Genomic DNA, 19,922 nt, shown 5'->3' with positions numbered 1-19,922 from the left:
GGTCCCGGCGGCGCATTCGGGCTCAGTCGCCGCAGGCGTAGCTGCGGGTTTCGACCGAGGTGCGCGAAGTGCCCCCGTAGCCGCGGTAGGTGCTCTCGATGCGCGTGGGCAGGCCCGTTCCGTTGTAGGTCGTCAGAAGGAGCGAGTCCCATCCCTGGGCGAGGTCGCGCCGCACGCCACGCAGGACCTCTCGGCCTGCCTCGTCGTAGGCCACGATTTGCCGCCTCGCCTCGGAGCCCGCGCCGGAGATCGTCTCCGTCGCGCGGCCTTGTCCGTCGTAGCGAAAGGTCTGGAGTCCGAGCTCCTCGCCGGGGGCTGAGGCTCGCGCCGACCACTCGCGCACGAGCAGACCCGTACCCGCATCGTGCCGGCGATAGAGGCTGCCTTCCGGCACGGGGTCGGCGAGGTCCGGCGGCACCACCCCCGGCCTCTGAACGAAGCGGCCGGCCGCCCCGATCTGCCCGGCGAGCGTGTGCTCGCTGGCCTGACCGGTCTCGTCGTACCGCCAGGTCTGGCGCTCCAGCACCTGATCGTCGTGGCGCAACTCGCGCGCGTTGAGCTGCCCGCTCCGGTCGTACACGAAGGAGAGTTCGCGCACGTACGTCGATCCATCCTCGCCCGGGACCTCGATGCGGTCGCTGATCACCCGCCCCGCCTGCAAGGCGCGGCGACGAACGATGTGTCGCGGGCTCTCCCCGCCCTCGGCGGTGGTCGCCGGCTGCGTCGTCGCCTCCTCGCGAACCATGCGGCCGGCCGCGTCGTACGAGATCGCGACGCGGACGCGCCCCCCGGGGCGAACCGCCGCGAGCCAGGGACCGCCGGGTCCGAAGTGTCCGTAGCTCGTGCCCTCCAGGCCCCCGAAGTAGCGATAGGAACCGTACGAGCAGTACGCACAGGCGTAGTACATCGCGCCGAGGCCGCGGCTGTAGAGCGCATCCTCGTCGACGGCGGGCGGATACCCGCTCGACGCCTGGCCCTTGGAAGGAGCGAGCCACCCGACCCGGTATGCGGCCTCCGCGTAGCCCTCGAAGAGAGAGGTACGGAGCGGCCGGCAGCTCGACGCCTCGGCGGGAGCAGACGAGGCGCGTCGCACCACGTCGTCGAGCTCGACCAGCGGGGACGACGGGCCCGGCGTCTCGAGCGTGACCGTGCGCTCGGCCATCGTACCCGTGGGAAGCCACCGCCAGTCGACCCGGGCCAGCGCCCGTCCGTCTACGCTCCGTAGCATGCTGCTCGGCCGTCCGCCGTCGTCGTAGCCCCAATGCACCTCGTGCAGGGCCGCGCGGGGGCCGCTCGTGGTGGCCGCGCCGTGGACCAGCCTCCCCGCGGGAGCGTACTTCCAGGTATAGCGCGTGACCTGGCCGTGGCTCCCCGTCTCGCGCCGCTCGACCAGGCGCCCCTCGTGCCACACCTGATCGACGTGCGTGAAGCCCCCTGGATAGGTGAGGCGCTGCGAGAGCAGATGCCCGGCCGAGTCGTAGCGGCGCGCGTAGACCTGCCCCACCCGCCCCTGGGCGACGGTCTGCATCTCGAGCGCTCTGCCCGTCGCGTCCAGCAGGTAGCGGGTACGGGAGAGCTCGACCCCACCCGGGCCCCGCGATACGACGGAGAGCAGCCCCGCCTCGCGTTCGTACGTCACCTCGCTGTTGACCGTCCCGTCCGCGTCCGTGTCGTACCGGACCTGCGCGAGTCGGCAGGCGCCCCCGACCACGCCCGCCTCGCTCGGCAGAAGCGGCGTCTCTGCAAAGGCCGCCGCTCGCGGCAGGCAGGGCATGCGCGGCGCGACGCCCCCCTGGCCGTAAGATGATCCGCCTCCCTTCGGCGGGAGCACCTCGCTGTCGGTCTCGTCCAAGGGTGGGCGGCCACACGCGGTGAGCGAAGGGCCGGCTGCGAGAATCGCGGCGAGAACCACGAATGCCGCCCCTGCGGGCACCGGGTGGCCCGAGGCAGTCTCCATGCGATGAAATAGGTCGAGCATCAGGCGTCTCCCGAAGAAGTTCCCTCCATTGTGGCAGCTTGGAATGAGTCGCGTATCGCTATTATATGGACGATACAGTACTGAATACCGATATTATCGTCCGGGGGGGGGCGTTTTGCCGCGGCAGCCAGCGCGGCCTATGATGGGGTCATGCCCGAGACCGACGTGATCATCCGGGAGGGGGCGGTGCTCCTCTACCGCCTCTTCGAGGTGGCCGACGAGATAGATCTCGAAGCGGCGGAGGCGCGGCTCTCGGCGCTCGCTCCGCCCCGACGGCTGCGTTTCGCGCGGGTCGCGCCGCGGCACATCCAGCTCGCCAATCCACCAGTGGCGGTGGCGCTGCCCAGCGTGTCGGTGCCCGTGCTCGGCACGCCCGCCGCGGTGGGGGTCGAGGCGCGCGTTTACGACTACGGGGCGATCAGCGTCCGGCTCTCGGTACCGCTCGACGGCTGGACGCTCGCGCGCTTGCACGAGGCGGGGCACACGCTCGGCAGTGACCCGGCGATCGACGAAGCCGCCACCCGGATGCTCGAGACGCTGCTCTTCAACCTGAAGGACGCGGTGCGGGGGGCGCACCCGTGGGACTGCACCGAGGACTACACGATCTTCTTCATCACGGGGCTCTCACCCGAGCTGAGCGCCGACGAGCTCCTCGGTCGCATCGACGTGGTGCCGCTTTTGCTCGGGGAGGGTCCAAAGAGCCGGCTGAGCGCCCAGGAGCGGGAGGACGTGCTCAAACACCGGCTCTCCTACGGGCAGGACGACCTCACGATCCTGGACTGGAACGCGGCGCTGGTCTACGAGCCGTCGGGCGAGGTGGACCTGCCCGACATCCTCGAGTACGCGACCTCGCAGCTCCTCGAGCTCCGCTACTACGACGACCTGCTCGACCGCGAGCTGGACCGGATCTACGAGAAGGTGGCCCTCGGGAGCCGGGCCTGGAACCCGCTCTTGCCGAACCGCCAGGCGGGGCTGGCGCGGCAGATCACGCTGCTCCTGGTGGAGGTCACCGAGATCACCGAGCGCATCGAGAACAGCCTGAAGGTGATCGACGACCTGTACCTGGCCAAGGTCTACCGCGCCGCCGTCGAGCGCTTCCGCATCCCCCGCTGGCAGTCGAGCGTCCAGCGCAAGCTCGCCCTCGTGCAGTCGGTGCACCAGCTCGTGATGGATCAGATCCGCTCCAGCCGCTCGCTCCTGCTCGAGGCGGCGATCGTGGTGCTGATCGTCGTGGAGCTGGTCCTCGCGCTCTGGAAGGCGCGGCACTGAGGCCGCGGGAGGGTGCTCGCGCGCGGTTTGTGGTACACCGGGAGCGTGAGCTCGCAGGGGCTTCCGGGCGCAGTCGCCGGTAGAGGGCGACGTATCGGTGCGCGGCATCGGCCGTGGGCCGCGCTCCTCCTTGCTACGGCGTGCCTCGGGGAGGCCGGCTGCCACACCATCTTCCGCTTCGCCGCCTCGTCGGCGGACGGCGCGCCTCCGGGGCAAGAGGCCGGTCCGCAGAGCGACGGAGGGGCGGGGTCCGACGCAGTCGCCGACGGAGGTGGCGAGGCGCGGCCGACCGATGCCCACGCGACCGACGTCCTGCCGCCCGACGCCAGCTCGCCCCTCTGCCGCCGCTGCGAGCTCGCTGCGAGCACCGGCTGGCAGCTCAAGTGCACCGGGCCCGACGCCACGCGCATCACCCTCGGCCCGATAGGCGCGATCGGGAGCCAGCAGCTCCTGGAGCTGCACCTAGGCCGGGCGTCGTGCAACCGGGTCGAGGTAGACCTCGAGCTCTGCGATCCGGCCGGTGAGATGGTCCTGAACCTCGGGGACTCGCCCGGAAACGACGGTTTCGGCGGGGACGACGGCCGGCGCAGCAACGACAGCGAGCTGGAACTGCGGTGCAATAGCGGGCCGAGCTCGTGCGTGATGGCGATCTATGGCAACGACTACGCGACCGGCGGGAGCCCCTCGCCGCTCGTGCCACCCCTGTCGGGCTTCGTGTCGCTCGCCGGCTGTGGCAAGTATCGGCTTCAGGTCCGGCACAACCGGATCGAGGCCTTGCGGCTCGTCGGCGGAGTCGCCTCGTCGCTGAAGGCGGTGGCTCCGGCGCCGCTCCCCGGGGCGCGCCCCTGCTCGATCTTCTGCCTGTTCCAGGAGGACGAGGAGGCGGGTGCCGCCGATCCCGGGGCGCTCGCCGGAGATGGCGACCTCTACCTCGGCCTCAATCGCGCGGTGAGTCTCGTCAACGCGAGCCGCGTGGGGGCGGGTGTCACCGGCGCGGTCGTGACTATCTACTGACCGCGCGAGGCGGCGGCCGATCGGAGGTAGGCTTCGATCCCCGCCGCCGCTCTGCGTCCGTCGGCGAGAGCCCAGACCACCAGCGACGGGCCGCGCGAGAGGTCACCCGCGGCGAAGACGCCGGGTTCGCTCGTCGCGCCGTCGGGCCCGACGGTCACGTTTCCGCGCGCGTCGCGGGCGAGCGCAAGCTCCTCGAGCAGGCCGCGCGGCTCGGGCCCCACGAAGCCCATCGCGAGGAGCACGAGCTCGGCGGGGAGCCGCTCCTCCGAGCCGGGGACGGGATGCGGGCGGCCGTCCTCCCAGCTCACGCGTGTCGTGCGCAGGTGGGTCACGCCGGCTGCATTCCCTTCGAAGGCCACCGTCGAGAGGGCGAAGGCCCGCACGGCGCCCTCCGCGTGCGAGGTCGAGCTCCGGAAGACCAGAGGCCACTCTGGCCAGGGGTTCTCCGCGCGTCGCCTCTCGGGGGGCTCGGGGAGAAGCTCGAGCTGCAGCACCCGGCTCGCCCCCTGGCGGACCGCGGTGCCCACGCAATCCGCGCCGGTGTCCCCGCCGCCGATCACGACCACGGCCTTGCCCTGGGCCGAGATGGGCGCTTCGTCGGAGAGCGCGTCGCCGGCCACGCGGCGGTTCTGCTGGGTGAGGAAGTCCATCGCGAAGTGAATCCCGGGGAGCTCGCGCCCCGGGACGGTCAGGTTTCGTGGCTGACGCGCTCCCATCGCGAAGAGCAGGGCGTCGGCCTCGCGTCGCAGAGTCGCCACCGGCAGCGTGCCCCCCACCTCCACGCCGGTGACGAACTTCACCCCCTCCGCCGCGAGCTGCGCCAGGCGCCGGTCGAGCAGATCCTTTTCGAGCTTGAAGTCCGGGATCCCGTAGCGCAGCAGGCCCCCCAGCCGGTCGTCGCGCTCGAAGACCGTTACCGCGTGCCCCGCCCGCGCGAGCTGTTGCGCCGCAGCGAGCCCCGCGGGCCCCGAGCCGACGACGGCGACGCGCCTGCCGGTCGAAGTCTGCTTCGGCAGGGGTTCGGCGAGCTCGCCGTGCAGGACGTGATCCCCGAGAGTGCGCTCGACGAGCTTGATCGTGACGGGGCTCTCCTCGAGGTTCAGCACGCAGGAGGCCTCGCACGGGGCGGGGCAGACGCGCCCCGTGATCTCGGGGAAGTTGTTCGTGGCGAGCAACCGCCGCGCCGCCTCGTCGAGACGCCCGCGATAGAAGAGGTCGTTCCACTCCGGGATGAGGTTCCCGAGCGGGCAGCCCGAGTGGCAGAAAGGGATGCCGCAGTCCATGCAGCGCGAGGCCTGCGCCTGCACCTCGGCGAAGGGGGAGGGGAGGGTGACCTCGCGGTAGTCGCGCACCCGTTCGGCCACCGGGCGCTCGCCCTCCTTGACCCGCGTCACCTTCAGGAAGCCGCGCGGGTCACCCATGCCCGACCACCTGAAGGTGCGGCTTCCGCTCGGCGAGCACGCGCTTGTAGTCCACCGGCAGCACCTTCACGAGCGCGCTCTGCACGCCCCCCCAGTTGGTCAAGAGCCGCGCTCCCATCGGGCTGCGCGTGTAGGCCACGTGCTCGACGATGAGCGCGCGCAGCTCCTCGAGCTCTTCCGGGTCGGTGACGGGGCCGAGCTCCACCATCTGGGTGTTCGCGCGCCGCGCGAGGCTTCGCTCCTCGTCGAGGACGTAGGCCAGCCCGCCGCTCATCCCCGCCGCGAAGTTGCGCCCCGTCGGGCCGAGGACGAGCACGAGCCCGCCGGTCATGTATTCGCAGCCGTGGTCTCCCACCCCCTCCACCACGGCCACCGCGCCGCTGTTGCGCACCGCGAAGCGCTCGCCGGCGATCCCCGAGAAGAAGGCCTTACCGGCGGTCGCGCCGTAGAGCACGGCGTTGCCCACGATCACGTTCTCCTCGGGGGCGAAGCGGCTACCGTGCGGAGGCCAGACGGCGAGCAGCCCTCCCGAGAGACCCTTCCCCACCCCGTCGTTGGCCTCTCCCTCGAGGAGGAGACGCAGCCCGCGCACGGCGAAGGCCCCGAAGGTCTGCCCCGCCGTGCCGTGGGCTCGCACCGTGATCGTTCCGTCGGGGAGCCCCTCCGCGCCGCGGCGCCGCGCGACCTCGCCCGAGAGCATGGCCCCCACCGCTCGGTCCTGGTTCGTCACGCGCACGTCGATGGTGACGGCCGTGCCCCGTTCGAGCGCGGGGCGCGCGCGCTCGAGGAGCGTGTGGTCCAGCACCCGCGACAGCCCGTGGTCCTGCGGCTCGACGGCGCGGCGCGGACCCGCGGGCGGTGCCACGAGCACCCGCCGGAAGTCGAGCGTGCGGGCCTTCTCGTGGGGCAGGCTCGCTCGCGGCGCGATGCAGTCCGTGCGGCCGACCATCTGGTCCACGGTGCGAAAGCCGAGCTCGGCCATCACCCGGCGGAGCTCCTCGGCCACGAAGAAGAAGTAGCGGATCACGTGCTCCGGCTGCCCCGAAAAGCGGGCCCGGAGCGCGGGGTCCTGCGTGGCCACGCCGACCGGACAGGTGTTCAGGTGGCACTTGCGCATCATCACGCAGCCCGCCGCCACGAGCGGCGCCGTGGCGAAGCCGAACTCCTCCGCCCCGAGGAGCGCGGCGAAGGCCACGTCGCGGCCGGTCCGGAGCTGGCCGTCCACCTGCAGGCGGACGCGCCCGCGCAGGCCGTTCAGCATGAGCACCTGCTGCACCTCGGCGAGTCCGAGCTCCCACGGGCCTCCGGCGTGCTGGATCGACGAGAGGGGCGAGGCACCGGTGCCGCCGTCGTGCCCGGCGACGTAGATCGCGTCGGCGTGGGCCTTCGCCACCCCCGCGGCGACGGTCCCGATCCCCGCCTCGGCCACGAGCTTCACCCCGATGGAGGCGCTCGGGTTGACGCACTTCAGGTCGTAGATGAGCTGAGCCAGATCCTCGATCGAGTAGATGTCGTGGTGCGGGGGCGGCGAGATGAGTGTCACGCCCGGCGTGGAATGCCGCACCCGCGCGATCACGGCGTCCACCTTGTGCCCCGGGAGCTGGCCCCCCTCACCGGGCTTGGCGCCCTGGGCGATCTTGATCTGCAGCTCGGTGGCGTTGACGAGGTAGTGGGTGGTCACTCCGAAGCGCGCGCTCGCCACCTGCTTGATCGCGCTGCGCCGCGAATCGCCGCGCGCGTCCGGCACGAAGCGCGCCGGGTCCTCGCCCCCCTCGCCGCTGTTCGACCGCCCGCCGAGGCGGTTCATCGCCACGGCCAGGGTCTCGTGCGCCTCCTTGCTGATGCTGCCGAAGGACATGGCGCCGGTGCAGAAGCGGGCCACGATGCGCTCGGCGGGCTCCACCGCGTCGAGCGCGACCGAGGGGAGCTGCGGTGCGAAGTCCCAGAGCGCGCGCAGCGTGACCGGGCGATCGCCCTGCTCGTTCACCGAGCGTGCGAAGGCCTCGTAGCTCGGCGCGTCCTCGAGGCGCACCGCCTTCTGCAGCGCGGCCACCGTCTCGGGCTGCCAGAGGTGGCGCTCCCCCTCGCGACGCCACGCGTAGCGTCCGCCCGGCTGGAGCTCCGGAGCCTCGGCGGCGGCGAAGGCCTCGGCGTGCCGGGCCAGCGTCTCGTGCGCGATCGTCTCGAGGCCGATACCGGAGAGGATCGAGGTCGTGCCGGGGAAGTAGCGCGCGATGAGCGCCTCACCGAGTCCGAGGGCTTCGAAGATCTGCGCCCCGTGGTAGCTCGCGAGGCACGAGATCCCCATCTTGGACATGATCTTCAGCAGCCCCTTCTTCAGGGCCTGGACGTAGCGTTCGGCGGCGGTGGCGGCGTCCACGTTGCCGAGGCGGCCGGCCGCGGCCAGCTCGGCCACCGTCTCGAGGGCCAGGTACGGGTTCACGGCCCCCGCGCCGTAGCCGATGAGGAGCGCCAGGTCGGCCACCTCGCGCGGCTCGCCGGATTCCACGATCAGGCCCACGCGCAGACGCAGGCCGGCGCGGATGAGCGCGTGGTGCACGGCCGAGGTCCCGAGGAGACTCGGGATCGGCGCTCGGTCGGCCGAGACGCCGCGGTCGCTGAGAACCAGGAGGCTCGCCCCGCCGCGCGCCGCCTCGCAGGCGCTCTCGCAAAGCCGCTCCACCCCGCGCTCGAGCGCGTCGGCCCCGGCGGTCGGCGCCGCGTCGAAGAGGAGCGGCAGCGTCGTGGCGCGGAAGTCCGGCAGCGGCTGCGCGAGGAGACGGGCCAGATCGCCGGTGGTGAGGATCGGGTGCGGGAGCTCGAGCAGATGAGCCTGGCTGGGAGTCTCGGCGAGCAGGTTTCCCTCGCCCCCCACCCAGCTCGTGAGCGACATGACCAGCGCCTCGCGGATCGGGTCGATGGGCGGGTTCGTGACCTGCGCGAACTGCTGCTTGAAGTAGCGGAAGAGGAGCTGCGGCTCGGTGCTCAGCACCGCGAGCGGCGTGTCCACTCCCATGCTCCCCACGGGCTCCTCGCCGGTCTCGCCCATGGGGCCGAGGACCAGGCGCAGCTCCTCGCGGCTGTAGCCGAAGGCGCGCTGCAGGGACAGGCGCTCGGTCGGAGTCGTCGAGTAGAGGCTCGGCACCTCGGGCAACGCCTCGAGCTCGAGCTTGTTCGTGGCCACCCACGCGGCGTAGGGGTTGCGCCCGGCGGCCTGGGCCTTCAGCTCCTCGTCGGTGACGACCCGTCCGGCGACCGTGTCCACGAGGAACATGCGCCCCGGCTGGAGCCGCCCCTTGTGGGTGATCTCCTCCGCTTCGACCGGGAGCACGCCGAACTCGCTCGCCACCACCACGAGGCCGCTGCGGGTGACCACGTACTTCGCCGGGCGCAGGCCGTTGCGGTCGAGCGTGGCGCCGATCAGCTCCCCGTCGGTGAACATGAGCGCCGCGGGACCGTCCCAGGGCTCGATGAGCGCCGCGTGGTACTCGTAGAAGGCGCGCCGCTCGGCCGGCATCTCCGGGTCGCGCTCCCACGCTTCGGGGAGGAGCATCATCATGACCTGCGGCAGCGACCGGCCGCTCGCCACGAGGAAGTCCACCACGTTGTCGAGCGCCGCCGAGTCGCTTCCGCCGGGGCGGATGATGGGCTTGAAGTCCTCCAGATAGCCGCCGAACGCCGCCGTCTCGAGGAGCGCCTCGCGCGCCGCCATCCAGGTCTGGTTCCCGCGCAGCGTGTTGATCTCGCCGTTGTGGGCCAGCCGGCGGTAGGGATGGGCGCGCTCCCAGGTGGGGAAGGTGTTGGTGCTGAAGCGCGAGTGCACGAGCGCGAGCGAGCTCCGCAGCTCCCAGTCGCGCAGGTCCTCGTAAAACGCGTCGAGGAGCTGCGGCAGCATCAGCCCCTTGTAGACCACGGTCTTCGAGGAGCAGCTCGGCAGGTAGAAGTCGTGCGCCCCGCCGAGCGCGTTCGCGTCGCGTCCGGCGTGCTTGCGGATCATGAAGAGCACGCGCTCGAAGGGGGCGTCGGCGGTCCCCCCGTCCCCTCGTCCGATGAAGAGCTGGCGGAGGGTCGGCAGGGTCCCGCGCGCGAGCGGCCCGAGCACCCGGGGGTTGTGCGGCACGTCGCGCCAGCCGAGGACCCGCTGGCCGTGGAAGCGCACCGCGGCCTCGAGCAGCTCCATCTGAGCCTGCGCGCGCGCCGGGTCCTGAGAGAGAAAGGTCTGCGCCACGGCGTAGGCGCCCGCGGGTGGGAGCGCGACGCCCCGGCGCCCCAGGGCTCGCCGGTAGAACGCGTCGGGGAGCTGCAGGAGGATCCCCGAGCCGTCCCCCGTCAACGGGTCAGACCCCGCTGCTCCTCGGTGCGCGAGCCGCCGCAGGATCTCGAGCCCCTGCAGCACCACGTCGTGACTCGGGCTGCAGTGCAGCTCGGCGACGAAGCCTACGCCGCAGGCGTCGTGCTCGTGGCGCGGGTCATAGAGCCCCTGGGGTGCAGGCAAGGACATCGGTCGATTCCGTGGAGTGTGGCCGCAATTGACGCATCGGGCCAGCAGGATGGGGCGCCCCATGCTAAATTGCAACCCTCGCATGGCCGACCGCGCGCACGTCATCTGTCCTCTCTGCGAAGCCACGTGCGGTCTCACCGTGGAGCACGACGGCGAACGCCTCTTGTCGGTGCGCGGGGACGAGCAGGACCCCTTCAGCCGGGGGCACCTCTGTCCGAAGGCCGTGGCGCTGAAGGATCTCCACGAGGACCCCGATCGGCTGAAGCGACCGCTCCTGCGCGATGGGACGGGGTGGCGCGAGCTCTCCTGGGAGGAGGCGCTCGACCTCGCCGCGGCGCGCCTCGCCGAGGTGCAGGCCCGGCACGGCCGCGACGCCGTGGCGCTCTACGCCGGCAACCCCGTGGTCCACAACTACGGGGCCATCTTCTACGGGCTGCTTCTCGACCAGGTACTGGGTAGCCGCCACCGCTACACCTCGAACTCCGTGGACGCCTGGCCGCGCATGCTGGTCTCGTACCTGCTCTACGGCAACCAGACGGCGCTCCCCGTCCCCGACCTCGAGCGGACGCGCTTTTTGCTCGTCCTCGGCGCGAACCCGGCCGTCTCGAATGGCAGTATCATGACCGCCCCCGGCGCGGCGCGTCGGCTGAAGGAGCTCCGCCAGCGCGGTGGCCGGCTCGTCGTCGTGGACCCCCGGCGCACGGAGACGGCGCGCCTGGCCGACCAGCACCTCTTCATCCGGCCTGGGTCGGACGCCTACTTCCTCGCGGCGCTCCTGCACGTGGTGCTGAAAGAGGGACGGGCGCGCCCCGGCGCCCTCGCCCCAAGGCTGGAAGGTTTCAGCGACCTGGCGGCGTGCGTGGAGCGCTTCACCCCCGAGGCGGTCGCATTGCGGACGGGGATCTCCGCCGCCGAGACGCGCGCGCTCGCGCTGGCCTTCACCGAGGCGGAGAGCGCCGTCTGCTACGGGCGACTCGGCACCTGCGTCCAGCGCCACGGGGTCCTCGCCACCTGGCTCATCGATCTCTTGAACCTCGTCACGGGGAACGTGGATCGGCCGGGAGGGGCCATGTTCGGGCGCGCGCCGGTGGACCTCCCGGCGACGGCGCGGCGTCTCGGCCAGGCCGGGAGCTACGGCCGCTACCGGAGTCGCGTGAGCGGCCTGCCCGAGATCGGCGGCGAGCTTCCGGCGGCCACGCTGGCCGAGGAGCTCGAGACGCCCGGGCCCGGCCAGATTCGCGCGCTCGTGACCCACGCGGGAAACCCGGTGCTCTCGTTGCCGAACGGTCCGCGCCTCGAGCGCGCGCTCGCCGGGGTCGAGTTCCTGCTTTCGATCGACATCTACCTCAACGAGACCACGCGGCACGCGCACCTGATCCTGCCGCCGACCTTCGGTCTCGAGCACGATCACTACTCGCTCCTCTTCTCGGCCCTCTCGGTGCGAACCGTGGCGCACTACAGCCCGGCGGTGCTGCGTCCGGCCGACGGAAGCCGCGAGGAATGGGAGATCCTGCTCGAGCTCTCGACGCGGCTCCTCGCTCGTCGGGGTCTCGCCGGCTCGCTCGGGGCTCGCGCGCTCCGGGCCGTGGGCGGGCGCCTCGGAGCCAAGGGGCTGCTCGACCTCTCGCTGCGCACCGGGCCGTACGGGCTCGGGCGTTCGCGCGGGCCGAGGCTCTCGCTCGCGGCTCTAAGGAAGGCGCCGCACGGTCTCGACCTTGGGCCGCTCGAGTCGCGATTGCCCGAGCTCCTCGGGGGAGACGGAAGGATCCCTCTCTTGCCGGCCGTGCTGACCGACGCGCTCGCGCGGCTCGACCTCTCGCCGGGGCAGGGCCCGGTGGGGCCCGCGAGTCCGTCGGGGGAGCTCCTCCTCATCGGGCGGCGGAGCCTCCGCAGCAACAACTCCTGGATGCACAACAGCCCGCGGCTCACGAAGGGGCGCGAGGCCTGCACCCTGCTCGCGCACCCCGCGGACGCGTCGGCGCGCGGACTGACCGATGGCGCGCTCGTCCGGGTGCGCTCCCGCGTCGGGGAGGTGCGGGTGCCGCTCGAGGTCAGCAACGAGATGATGCCGGGGGTGGTCAGCCTGCCGCACGGCTACGGCCATGGGCGCCCGGGGACGGCGCTGCGCGTGGCCAACCAGCGGCCGGGAGTCAGCGCGAACGAGCTGACGGACGATGCCGTGCGCGAGGAGCTCTCCGGGGCGGGCGTCCTCTTCGGCGTGCCGGTGGAGCTGCTGCCGGGTTGAGTGCGCGAGAGCCTGGGCCGCGACGCCGCGAGCTACGACGACGACCGGCGCATCCGCTCCCGCACGAGCGCGACGAGCTGCTGCGGGTCGAAGGGCTTCTCGAGCCGCTGGTTCGGCGTCGCGTCGAGAAAGGCGCGCGCGCGCGGCGTGAAGGCGCCGCCCGTCAGGAAGATCACCTGCTCCTGGGTCCCGGGAAAGCGCCGTCCGAGCTCCTCGTAGAACTGCATGCCGCTCATCTCGGGCAGCATCAGGTCGCACAAGATGAGGTCGAAGCGCTCCCCCGCGTGCAGGCGGTCGAGCGCCTCCCGGCAGGTGGTCAGGACCAGCACGTCGTGCTGGCGCCCGACGCAGCGCCGGATCAGCGTGCCGATCATCTCGTCGTCGTCGATGGCCAGGATGCGCGCCCGCTGCGCCGGCGCCTCCGCCGGGGTAGGGTGCCGAGCCACTTCCTCGTCTCCCTCGCGCGCCGCGGGTAGCCGCACCCGGAACGTGGTTCCGCGGCCCACCTCGCTCTCGACGGAGATGCTGCCTCCGAGGCCCGTTACGATCCCGTGCGTGATGGAGAGGCCGAGGCCCGTGCCCGCCCCCTGCTCCTTGGTCGTGAAGAACGCGTCGAAGACGCGCGGGAGGTTCTCCGCGGAGATGCCGGAGCCGGTGTCGGTGACCTCCAGGACCACCTCCTCCGGCGAGGGGGCGCGGGTCGCGACCCGGATCACGTTGCCTTCCGGGTTCCCCTCAGGGATGGCGTGCGCCGCGTTGACGAGCAGGTTCACGATCACCTGCCCCAGGCGGGCCTCGCTGCCCAGGACCGGCGGAACGCGGCCGAGGTCCTTCACCAGGCGCGCGCGGTGTCGGATCTCGTTCCAGGCCATCGTGATCGACGACGCGAGTGCGGCGTTCAGGTCCACCGCGCCGCGACGGTCTTCGTCGCCGCGGGAGAGCATCTTCAGGTCCCGCACGATGCTTCGCACGCGGTCGGCGCCGAGCCGCGCGTCCCACAGCGCCTGGGTCGCGTTCTCGAGGTGCGCGTGGAGGCGCGTCAGGTCTACGGGCCCGGGCCCCTCCGCCTCGCCGCCTGTCCGCAGGGAGCGCCGGGTCTCCACGAGCTCCTCGAGAGCCAGCGAGACGTTTCCGGTCACGACCGCGAGCGGGGTGTTGACCTCGTGGGCCACCCCGGCCGCCACGACGCCCACCGAGGCCATGCGGTCGCTCAGCACCACGCGCGCGCGGAGCGCCCTCGCCTCGGTGACGTCGCGGGAGACCGCGAGGTACGCCGTGCGGCCGTCCTCGAAGTACTCGCGAAAGGGTGTGGCGTGCGATTCCACGGTACGCCTCTCGCCACGTGCGGTGAGCACCTCGAACTCGAAGGTCTCGCGCTGACCGTCGAGGACGCGCTGCAGGTGGCGCAGGAAGCGGGCCCGGTGGTCGGGGGCCACGAACGGCAGCGCCGGCTGCCCGACGATCTTGGTGCCGTCCGCTCCGCCGAGCAGCGCGAGTCCGGCGGCGTTGATCCGCGCGACGCGCCCGAGGGGGTCCAGGATGCGAACGCACTCGGGGACCGCGTCGAAGAGGGCGGTCATGGCCGCCTCGCTCCGGCGGCGGAGGTCCTCCACGAAGCGCCGTTCGGTGGCGTCGCGGATCGCCGCGACCGTGACGGTCGCGCCGGCGAGCGTGGTGCGGGAGAGGGCCACGTCGACCGGGACCTCCTGGCCGTCCCTGGTCAGGGCCGTCAGGTCGAGGCCGCTCCCCATGGCGCGGTCTCGCGGGTGGGCCTCGTACTGGGCGCGGTAGGCGGTGTGGAGCTCGCGGAGGCGCGCCGGGAGGAGCGCCTCGACGCTGCGGCCGACGAGCTCCTCGGGGGCTTGGCCGAAGAGGTCGCTTACCCGCGCGTTGGCCTCGAGGATCGTCCCCCGGGAATTCACGAACAGGATCGCGTCGGGCAGGTGGTCGAGGACGCTTTTCCGCAGCGCGGCGAGGGCCCCCCCCGGGCTCCGGGCCTCCTGCGTGAAGACCATCCCGCCTGCGACCTGGCCGTCGGGGTCTCGCACGGGGGCCGAGAGGACGAGGAAGGTGGTGGGGCCCGCCGGCAGGTCGAGCAGCCCTTCGCGGCCGGCGAGCGCGTCCTCGTAGATCGGCCGCAGCAGCGCGGCGGCCTCCTGGTGCATCACCTCCTCCAGCCGCTTGCCCTCCATGGACTCCGGCCAGAAGCCGAAGTCGGCGAGCGCAGGTCCGTCCACGCAGCGGAAGCGTAGCTCGCGGTCGAAGAGGAAGGCCGCGCCGTGCGGGATGAGATGGGCCAGGGCGCGGAAGACGGGCTCGACCCGGTCGAGCGCCGAGGGCTCTGCGGGGCGTCGCCGGCAGAGGAGCGCCACGCGGTGGCCGAGCTCCACGGGGTCGAGCGGCCTGACCCAGAGGTCGTCGAGGCTGGAGAGCTCCTCCCGGGTGAGGGGAGGGCAGGGCCGGTCGGTGAGGAGCACGACCTGGGGGGCGCGGCGGCTGCCGAGCTCGCGCAGCGCGGCGAGAAGCGGCTGCGCGTCGGGGAGCGCGGCGTCGAGCACGAGGAGGTCGCGTCGGAAAAGGTCGCGTGCCAGTCGCGGCGCGTCGGGGTCCGGTACCTCGAGCGTGTGGCCGCGGTGCGAGAGCTCCTTGCGCAGGAGCTCGATGGTCGGGGCGTGGGCGGAGAGGAGGACGACGTGCATGGCGGCGCTTTCCGAGGCGCGGGTTTCGCAGAGCCTGGAGGGCCGGAGGCGAAAAGACAAGGGCCTCGCGTGCGCCCGCCGGTTGATCTGCGCGCCGCTATACGCGAGGATTCAAGTGAACACTTGAGCACACGGTCGTGACACCGCGAGGAAGGGATCGAGGATGAGCATGTCGAGCGCCGCCGGAGCGTCCTGGGAGGGCAGCGAGACGCCCGTCTACCTGGACTACAACGCCACGACCCCCGTGCTTCCCGAGGTGCTCGAGGCGATGCTCCCGTACCTCCGCCAGCACTTCGGAAACCCGTCGAGCGGGCACGTCTTCGGGGTGGGCGCGCGCGCCGGCCTCGAGCGGGCGAGGGCGCAGGTGGCGGAGCTCCTCGGCTGTCTCCCCGAGGAGGTCGTCTTCACCGGCGGCGGGACGGAGGCCAACAACCTGGCGATTCGCGGCGTGGCGGAGGCGACGGCGAGGCGGCGGGCGGTGGTGACCTCGCCCGTGGAGCACCCCGCCACGGCGAAGCCCTGCGCGCTCCTCGAGCGGCAGGGGTGGTCGGTCGCGCGGCTCCCGGTGGATGCCACCGGTCGCGTGGAGCTCGACGGGCTGGCGGAGCTCCTGGCGGGGGAGCCCGCGCTCGTGACCCTGATGCACGCGAACAACGAGGTCGGGACGCTCGAGCCGGTGGCGGAGGTGGCGCGTCGCGCGCGCGAGCATGGCGTGCTCGTGCACACCGATGCCGCGCAGTCCGTGGGGAAGGTGCCGACGCGCGTGGACGAGCTCGGAGTGGACCTCCTGTCCGTGGCCGGGCACAAGCTCTACGCGCCCAAGGGAGTGGGGGCGCTCTACGTGCGGCGCGGCACGCCTCTCGAGCCGCTTGTCCTCGGGGCGGGGCACGAGCGCGGCCTGCGTCCAGGTACCGAGAACGTGGCGTCGATCGTGGCGCTCGGCCAGGCCTGCGCCATCGCCCAGCGGGACCTCGAGGTCGAGGGCGCGCGCGTGCGGAGCCTGCGGGAGGCGCTCTTCGCCCGCCTCTCGGCGGCGATCCCGGGCGTCGCGCTGAACGGTCACCCCGTCGACCGGCTCCCCAACACGCTCAACGTGCGCTTCCCCGGCGTGAAGGGGAGCGCGCTGCTCGCGGCCTGCGCCTCCCGACTCGCGGCGTCGACGGGCTCCGCGTGCCACGACGGCTCCGAGACGCCGTCGGCGGTCCTCACGGCCATGGGCCTCGCTCCCGAGGTGGCGCTCGGTTCGGTGCGGCTGAGCCTGGGGCGGCTCACCAGCCCCGAGGAGGTCGAGCGGGCCGCCGCGGCGCTGATCCAGGCCTTCCACGCGCTGGTCGCGGCGCGCGGCTGAGGGCCGCCACCTTTCAGAGCGGCGAGGCACCGGTCAGGCGCGCGCTCTCCTCGTAAAAGGCGCGGCAGAGCGCCACGTCGGAGGCGGCCGGCGCGGCGGGCGCCTGGCGACGCTTCACGAAGTACCTCCCGGTGACCTCCGCGACCTCGGGCGAGAGCGCGAGGTAGACCGACGTCGCCGCCCCCTCGGCCAGCGAGTCGGGGCCCTCCATGCCGAAGCCCGCCTTGAGGAGCTTGGTCGAGACGACCCCCGGGTGCAGCGCGTTCGTGGTGACCGGCCGCGAGGCCAGGCGGCGCGCCAGCTCGACCGAGAAGAGGACGTTGGCCAGCTTCGACGCGGCGTAGGCGGCGTAGCCGGAGAAGCGCCGGGCGAAGGTGAGGTCGGCGAGGTCGAGCTCTCCCCGGGTGTGCGCCACCGAGCTGACGTGCACCACGCGGCCGTGCCCGGAGCCCTCGAGCGCGGGGAGCAGGAGGTGCGTGAGCAGAAAGGGGGCGAAGTGGTTCACGGCCATCGTGAGCTCGAAGCCGTCCACGGTGAGGCGGCGGTCGGTCAGGTAGACGCCGGCGTTGTTGACGAGCACGTCGAGGGGTTCCCCCCGGGCCAGGAGGGCCTCGGCCAGCGCGCGGACCCCTGCCAGCGACGAGAGGTCCCCGGTCAAGGGCGCGGGGAGGGCAGTGCTCGCGTGGACCGTCAGCTCCGCGCGCGTCCGCTCGAGGCGCTCGGCGCTGCGCCCGTGCAGGATGACGCGCGCCCCGCGTCGGCAGAGCTCGCGCGCCGTCTCCCGGCCGATCCCGTCGGTGGAGCCCGTGACGAGCACGAGCGGACCCTGGCTGGTCGTCATGAAGGCCTCCGTGCCTCGATCATGGCAACACGATCAGCCTATTCCGCGCCGCGCCCTTTGTCCCGCTCGACCGCGATGGCCAGGCCGTGTATGGTCCCGGCCCCTTCTACCCCTTGGAGTCGAGGCGCATGCGTACGGAAGCGGAGCTGCTCGAGGTCCTGGCCTCGCCCGGGTACACCCCGGCGCGGGCGGAGGTGCCGGCGCTCCTCGAGCTCCTCGGGAGCGGAGACGAACGGTCGGCGGAGAAGATCGCCCGCGTGCTCGCGCGGCTCGGCGCCGAGGTCGAGGATCTCGCGCTCGCCCGATTCTCCGAGGCTACTCCGCCGCTCCGGGCGCGCCTCTGCGAGCTCGTTGGTCGGCTCGCCCGGGGGGCGGAAGGTTCGTCGCTCTCCGACTGGCTCGTGCTGCGCCTCGAGGACGCGGATGCGGTCACCCGTCGTCGGGCGGCGGTGGCGCTCGGCAAGGTGGGGCTGAGCTCGGCCGAGCCGGCGCTGCTGGCCGCGTGGACCCGAACGCAGGAGCTCCCCGAGCAGCGCGTGCTCGCGGCCGCGCTCGGGAAGGTGGGGGGCGAGGCCGCGTTGACCCTGCTGCGGAGCACGCGCAGCGACGACCCGGAGCTCGCGCGCATCGTCACCGAGGCGCGCATGAAGCTGGAGCGCACCGCGCTCCGGCAGGCCCCCGGTTCGATCGACCCGGCCGCCGCCCCGAAGGAGCCCGTTCCCGTCCTCTTGCACGTGCGGGCCGGCCTCGAGGCACTGCTGGTCGACGAACTTCCGCCCTCTTTCGAGGCGCGGGAGGTCGGGCGTGGACGGGTGCGGGTCAAGCTCGGCGTGCCGCTCGCGCGCCTCTTCCAGTCGCGGCTCTTTCTTCACTTCGGCTTCCCGCTGCCGCCGGAGCTGATCGACGGCGCGGGGGAGCCGGGGCCGGACGCGCTTGCCGAGGCGGTGGTTCGCGCGCTGACGAGCTACTCCGCCAGCCAGGTCTTTCACACCTTCACCCGGGGGCTCGTGCGCTACCGGCTGGAGTGGGCGGGGGCGGGCCATCGGCGCGCGCTGACCTATCGCGTGGCGCAGGCGGTGTCGCGCGAGAGGCCCCAGCTCGTGAACGATCCGCGCGAGGCGCTCTGGGAGGTCGTGGTCAGCCTCCGCAGCCTCGACGAGGGGACGCGCGTGAGCGTGGAGCTCTGGCCCTGCGGCCTCGAGGATCCGCGCTTCACCTACCGCAAGCGCCTGCTGCCGGCCGCGTCGCATCCGACGATCGCGGCGGCCCTGGCTCGCGTGGCGGGGCTGGGGCGCGAGGACGTGGCGTGGGACCCGTTCGTGGGCACGGGCAGCGAGCTGGTCGAGCGCGCGCGCCTCGGGCCGTACGTGAAGCTCTTCGGCACGGATCGCGACCCCGCGGCAGTGGCGGCGGCCGGGGAGAACCTGGTGGCCGCGGGCCTCGAGCGGTGGTCTCTGGCCCAGGGAGACGCCCGGCTGGTGATGCCCGAAGGGCCTCTCACGCTCGTGATCACCAACCCGCCTCTGGGGCGAAGGCTGCTCGACCGTCGAGAGGCGGGGATGCTCCTCGCGGAGGTCATCACGCGGGTCGCGCCTCGTCTCGCGCCGGGGGGACGGATCGTGCTCGTCTCGCCCGACCCGTCGGCGACCGCGCCGGCCGCACGCGCCGCGGGGCTGCGCCTCGCCGGGCGCTTCACCGTCGACATGGGGGGGTTCGAAGCCGAGCTCGAGCGCTTCGACGCCCCGGCCGCGCGCACGGAGAAGCCGCGGACTCGACGCGACCAGGACGAGCCCGACCGCGCCCGCCGCACGGGCGCTCGCCGGCCTCTTGAAGCGCGGGCCCCAAGGGAGCAGCATGGAGCAGCGATGGAGCGACCCGCCCGACAGGGTCCGAACCGGGGAGGTCGGCATGCGGAGGCAGACGCGGGACGACAGCCGGGGCGTGCGCCTCGGCCCGGCGGTACTGCTGGTCGCGGTACTCGTCGGGTGCACGGCGACGAACCCCGCGTTTCAGAACGACGCCCACCCGGCGGAGGGAGGCGGCCCCGCGGACGCGGCGACTGACGGCGCGCGCCGAGACGCCGCCGCGACGGACGCGGGTTCCGCAGAGCGGGCGCGGCTGGACGGTGCCCGCGTGGATCGGGGGAGCCAGGATGCCGTGGCGCGGGAAGCTGGAAAGCCGGATGCGACGCGACCGCCCGATGCGGCACTGCCGGTGGACTTCGGCACAGGGGATGCGGGTGCCCCCGACGCGGCCGTGCCCGACGCGGCCACTCCCGACGTCGGCGCGGCAGACCTGGGCCTTCCGGACGCGGCGGCCGCCGACCTCGGAGCGCCGGACTTCGGTATGCCGGACTTCGGCCTGCCGGACTTCGGCCTGGCCGACTTCGGTGTGGCGGACTTCGGTATGCCGGACTTCGGTATGCCGGACTTCGGCCTGGCGGACTTCGGCGTGGCGGACTTCAACGCGGCCGACTTCAACGCGGCGGACCTCAACGCGGCCGACTTCGCGACGACCGACGGCGCACCGGCCGATCTCACCGCGAGGGACGCGGCCGGGAACTGAGCTCCTCCCTACGTCCGCTCGCTTCGCCCCCTCACATTTCC

11 protein-coding genes are annotated in these 19,922 nt (G+C 72.8%); 6 read left to right on the top strand and 5 right to left on the bottom strand.

Translation table 11 applies throughout. The annotated features are described in order from the left end of the window. Positions 1-22: 22 nt before the first annotated feature. The gene (locus IT371_14615; GenBank protein ID MCC6748888.1) at positions 23-1,852 is read right to left on the bottom strand and encodes a hypothetical protein; all 1,830 of its coding nucleotides are present in this window, start codon (positions 1,850-1,852) and stop codon (positions 23-25) included. 276 nt (positions 1,853-2,128) lie between these two features. Between IT371_14615 and IT371_14610 the strand changes: the two genes are divergently transcribed. Together IT371_14610 and IT371_14605 are read left to right on the top strand one after the other, a co-directional pair. Then, positions 2,129-3,247 carry a hypothetical protein gene (locus tag IT371_14610; protein ID MCC6748887.1) on the top strand — a complete coding sequence of 373 codons (1,119 nt, stop codon included), beginning with the start codon at positions 2,129-2,131 and terminating at the stop codon, positions 3,245-3,247. A gap of 12 nt (positions 3,248-3,259) precedes the next feature. Further along, positions 3,260-4,261 (top strand): hypothetical protein, encoded by a 1,002-nt coding sequence (locus tag IT371_14605; protein MCC6748886.1) that lies wholly within the window; start codon positions 3,260-3,262, stop codon positions 4,259-4,261. Here IT371_14605 and IT371_14600 read toward each other — a convergent pair. Further along, on the bottom strand, positions 4,255-5,682 hold the full coding sequence (locus IT371_14600; protein MCC6748885.1) for a glutamate synthase subunit beta: 1,428 nt from the start codon (positions 5,680-5,682) through the stop codon (positions 4,255-4,257). The genes IT371_14605 and IT371_14600 overlap by 7 nt on opposite strands. Beyond that, positions 5,675-10,183 (bottom strand): glutamate synthase large subunit, encoded by a 4,509-nt coding sequence (gene gltB, locus IT371_14595; protein MCC6748884.1) that lies wholly within the window; start codon positions 10,181-10,183, stop codon positions 5,675-5,677. The genes IT371_14600 and gltB overlap by 8 nt, the downstream gene beginning before the upstream one ends. 82 nt (positions 10,184-10,265) lie before the next feature. Here gltB and IT371_14590 point away from each other — a divergent pair, with 82 nt between their 5' ends. Further along, positions 10,266-12,428 carry a molybdopterin-dependent oxidoreductase gene (locus IT371_14590; protein MCC6748883.1) on the top strand — a complete coding sequence of 721 codons (2,163 nt, stop codon included), beginning with the start codon at positions 10,266-10,268 and terminating at the stop codon, positions 12,426-12,428. A gap of 32 nt (positions 12,429-12,460) precedes the next feature. On the opposite strand, the gene IT371_14585 is transcribed toward IT371_14590, so the two are convergent. Further along, positions 12,461-15,127: a PAS domain-containing protein gene (locus tag IT371_14585; protein MCC6748882.1), complete on the bottom strand. Its 2,667-nt coding sequence runs from the start codon at positions 15,125-15,127 to the stop codon at positions 12,461-12,463. Between the two features lie 169 nt (positions 15,128-15,296). On the opposite strand from IT371_14585, the gene IT371_14580 reads away from it, so the two are divergent. Beyond that, a complete protein-coding gene (locus IT371_14580; protein MCC6748881.1) occupies positions 15,297-16,475 on the top strand; it encodes a cysteine desulfurase in 1,179 nt (392 codons plus the stop codon). A gap of 13 nt (positions 16,476-16,488) precedes the next feature. Here IT371_14580 and IT371_14575 read toward each other — a convergent pair whose 3' ends face one another. Continuing rightward, a complete protein-coding gene (locus IT371_14575; protein ID MCC6748880.1) occupies positions 16,489-17,316 on the bottom strand; it encodes an SDR family NAD(P)-dependent oxidoreductase in 828 nt (275 codons plus the stop codon). A gap of 128 nt (positions 17,317-17,444) precedes the next feature. Between IT371_14575 and IT371_14570 the strand changes: the two genes are divergently transcribed. Both IT371_14570 and IT371_14565 read left to right on the top strand, forming a co-directional pair. Next, positions 17,445-19,379: a methyltransferase gene (locus tag IT371_14570; GenBank protein ID MCC6748879.1), complete on the top strand. Its 1,935-nt coding sequence runs from the start codon at positions 17,445-17,447 to the stop codon at positions 19,377-19,379. A 94-nt stretch (positions 19,380-19,473) separates the two neighbouring features. Next, positions 19,474-19,881, top strand: coding sequence for a hypothetical protein (locus IT371_14565; protein ID MCC6748878.1), 408 nt, complete (start codon positions 19,474-19,476; stop codon positions 19,879-19,881). Positions 19,882-19,922: the final 41 nt, after the last annotated feature.

The organism is Deltaproteobacteria bacterium, from assembly GCA_020848905.1.
In the GTDB taxonomy this organism is placed as follows: Bacteria; Myxococcota_A; Polyangia.
The sequence above is the reverse complement of the archived record's forward strand: the minus strand, read 5'-3'. Positions and strand labels throughout refer to the sequence as shown.